Annotated in this window: 3 protein-coding genes; 2 read left to right on the top strand and 1 reads right to left on the bottom strand. The window is 60.8% G+C overall.

Annotation, left to right across the window (positions count from 1 at the left end):
* A partial coding sequence (gene pdxR / locus AC4FAH_RS04160) for a MocR-like pyridoxine biosynthesis transcription factor PdxR (protein WP_490245677.1) occupies positions 1-1,413 on the bottom strand: 1,413 nt, incomplete at its 3' end.
* 523 nt (positions 1,414-1,936) lie between these two features.
* On the opposite strand from pdxR, the gene AC4FAH_RS04155 reads away from it, so the two are divergent.
* Positions 1,937-2,992 (top strand): TRAP transporter substrate-binding protein, encoded by a 1,056-nt coding sequence (locus tag AC4FAH_RS04155; protein ID WP_490245676.1) that lies wholly within the window; start codon positions 1,937-1,939, stop codon positions 2,990-2,992.
* 161 nt (positions 2,993-3,153) lie between these two features.
* Positions 3,154-3,643, top strand: a 490-nt coding sequence (locus tag AC4FAH_RS04150) for a TRAP transporter small permease (protein ID WP_490245675.1), incomplete at its 3' end; no start/stop codon positions are given.

Below are 3,643 nucleotides of genomic sequence, written 5' to 3'. Positions count from 1 at the left end.
TTCCGGAATCGCCGAGAAGCCAAGCCGGAAGTAGTGGCGGTGGCTGCTGCGATCGCAGAAGAAGTGCAGGTCACCGACCTCGATCAGGATGCTCTGCTCACGGGCGAGGGCGGCCAGGCGGTGGGCATTCAGGCTCTTCGGGCCGTGCATCCAGAAGCAGGAGCCGCCGTAGGTGGCCGGCGTGCTCATCATCGGCAGATGGCGCTGGATGGCGTCACGCATCAGCAGGAAGCGACGCTGCATCACCTGGTGCATCTGATTGATCAGGCTGTCGTGATAGCCGCGCGCGATGAACAGCCCCACCGCACGCTGATTGTTGGTCGGCGGATGGCGCAGCATCAGGCGGCGCAGGGCGCGGGCCTCTCGAATCAGGGTCGGGTGCGCGACCATGTAGCCCAGGCGCAGACCGGGGGCGAGGGTCTTGGAGAGGCTGCCGACATAGATGACGCGCTTGTGGCGGTCGAGGCTCTTGAGCGCGGGTGTCGGGTTGTCGGCGTAGTTGCTCTCGCTCTCGTAGTCGTCCTCGATGATCAGGAAGTTGCCGGTCTCGGCCATGTCCAGCAGCTGGCGGCGGCGCTCCAGCGGCAGGGTGATGGTCGTCGGCGACTGGTGGCTGGGCGTGACATATACCAGGCGGCAGTCCTTGAGCGATTCCAGCGGCTGCATGCCCTTGTCGTCGATGGGCAGCAGCTGGATGTCATCGGTGAAGGTGCTGGCGATGTTGTACATGTCGACGTAGCCGGGGTTCTCCATCGCGAAGCGCTGGCCCTGCTTGAGCAGCAGCATGCAGCTGATCCACAGCGCCTGCTGGGTGCCCACCGTGATCAGGATTTCCTCCGGGCTTGCCCAGACGCCGCGGCGGGGCAGCAACCGCTGGTGGATCTGCTCGATCAGCAGCGGGTCGTCATTGTTGAGGTGGTCCACCGACCAGCTGCGAATCGACGGCACGCTCATCGAGTCGCGGCTGCATTCGCGCCAGTGCTGGGTGGGGAAGAATTCCGGGTCCAGCTGGCCATAGAGAAAGGGGTAGTCGTACTGGTGCCAGTCGCCGGGCTTCTCGATGGCGCGCTGCACAGAGGGCTTGAAGGCCAGCCGCTCATCCCAGTCGAGGCTGTCGGCCTCGATGTCATTGAGGCGCACCGGCGTGTCGGCGCGACCCTTGAGAATCTCGGGATTGATGAAGTAACCGCTGCGCTCGCGGGCGATCAGAAAGCCGTCTTCCAGCAGCTGCTCATAGGCCAGCATCACGGTATTGCGCGCGACATTCAGCTCGCGGGCCAGCTTGCGGCTGGAGGGCAGCGCGACATCACGTGGCAGATGGCCTTCGAGAATCGCCTGGGAAATCTGCTCGCGAATCTGGAATTGCAGGCTTTCCTTGCGCGAGGAATCGAGGTGAAACAGCGGGTGGCTCATGCGTGTTCTCTATTGTTTTCGCGAGCGTGTCGTCACGAGGACTTTCCAGCGGAAGTGTCCGTTTTATATGCATTTTCTGTACCTGATTGCCCCGCGGTGCGCCGTCAGTGAGTGGCGCGTGTGACACTGCTTGCCCTGAGGTGGCAGCCACCGGTACGGCTTCATTGAGGCAGACCCCTGTCGGGAGAGCAATAGCCAGCCGGGACTGGCCCCATCGATGCCGACGGACTGGTTCTATCGAGGAATGGCGCACGGGGAGAAAGTGATCTGGCAGGTACAACGAAAGCACAGTTCAAGCACGACGCGACTTCACACTCCCTTTCCTGGGGCTGTAGATGAGCAGGTGATGGCAATCGTGAATGACATGAGGCGCTGCAGGATAGTGGTGCAGACGCCAGGTCATTGACGATATGAGGTGCAGTACCCCGCTCGCTATCACGCGCAGCCGTCAGGAGCCCGCAACAACAATAACGACGGGACAGACAAGATGATCGACTCGACACAGACCCTTTCAGACCTCCGCTTGCTGACTCGCACTGGCGTATCTCGCACCAGTGTATCTCGCACCAGTGCCTTCAAATCCTCGCTGGCCGTCGCGGTGGCTGCCGCGAGCCTGAGCATGGCCGCCGGCGCCAATGCCGCGACCTGGAAGATGGCCCTCGGCGATGCGGCCGGCGGTACCCAGTATGAACTGGGCAAGACCTTCGCAAGCCTGGTGGAAGAGAAATCCGGCGGCGACATCAAGGTGGACCTGTTCCCCAACGGCCAGCTGGGCAGCGAGCAGGATACCGTCAACAACGCCAGCATGGGGCTCGTTGACCTGTCCGTGGTGGCGATCAACAACCTGACGCCATTCTCGCCGACCGTCGGCGTGCTGACCCTGCCGTATGTCATCCACGGCCCGGACGATGCCAAGGCGCTGACGCAAGGCAAGATCGGCGATGAGCTGCGCGAGAACACCCTGCGCGATTCCGGTATCCGCATTCTGGGCTGGGCCTATTCCGGCTGTCGTCGTCTGACCAATTCCAAGCAGGCGGTCGCCTCACCGGAAGACCTGGAAGGCATGGTCATTCGCGTGCCCAAGAACGAGATCATGATCTCCTCCTACCAGTCCTGGGGCGTCAACCCCAACCCGCTGGCGTGGTCCGAGACCTTCACCGCCCTGCAACAGGGCGTCGTCGATGGTCAGGACAATCCCTACATCACCATCGATGCCATGAAGTTCTATGAGGTGCAGAACCACGTCACCGACAGCTGTTACGTGTTCTCGATGGAACCGCTGATCATGGGCGAAGGCACCTTCCAGAGCCTCAGCGAAGAGAACCAGCAACTGGTGCTGGCGGCCGGTGAAGAGGCGACGTCGCACAGCTACGACTATCTGCTGGCCACCGAGGATTCCATCAAGAAATCACTGGTGGAAGAGCACGGCATGACCATCACCCAGCCCGCCAATGACGAGCAGGAATGGATCGCCAAGGCCTCCAGCATCTGGCCGGACTTCTACGACAGCATCGGCGGCCGCGACAAGCTGGTCGAGGTGCTCGAGACCCTCGGACGTGATCCGTCCACCGCGCCCTGATGACCTCCTGAACGGCTGAGGCTTTCAAGGCCCGCCCGGATTCCCCTGCCTGCCGGCACCTGTCATGAGCATGCCAGGAGCATGTCGTCGACATGTGATCGCTGGCAGGGGAAACGTGGCGTCAAGTGGTCATCGCTGGCGATGTCGGGGGATGTGTATCCATGCGGGTATTGTTGAAGTTTCTGGATAATATCGAGAACTATCTCTGCCAGTTCCTGCTGGTGGTGTTCGTCATCATTCTCTTCACGCAGATCATGCTGCGTAACCTTTTCAGCTACTCGATTCCCTGGGGAGACGAGTTGGCGACCTATGCCTTCGTGTGGTTTGCCTATCTAGGGGCCGTCTACGCCACACGCATGTCGGCGCATAACCGCGTGACCTTCCAGTTTCGATTCCTGCCGCGTTGGGTGGAAACCCTCTGCGGTGTTCTGACCGATATCATCTGGATCGCCTTCAATGCGGTGTTCATCTATTACAGCTACGACTTCGTGTTCAACAAGATGAATCTGTTCTGGAAGTCACAGACGCTGGGTGTGCCGATGAAGTACTTCTATCTGATTCTGCCGCTGGCCTTTACCGCCATGACGGTGCGCATCATCCAGACCAATTATCTCAAGTTCGTGCGCAAGGAAGACATCGTGGACCCGGATT

This window comes from Cobetia sp. (assembly GCF_983723665.1).
Note: the sequence above shows the minus strand (reverse complement) of the source record. Positions and strands in the feature narration are given on the sequence as shown.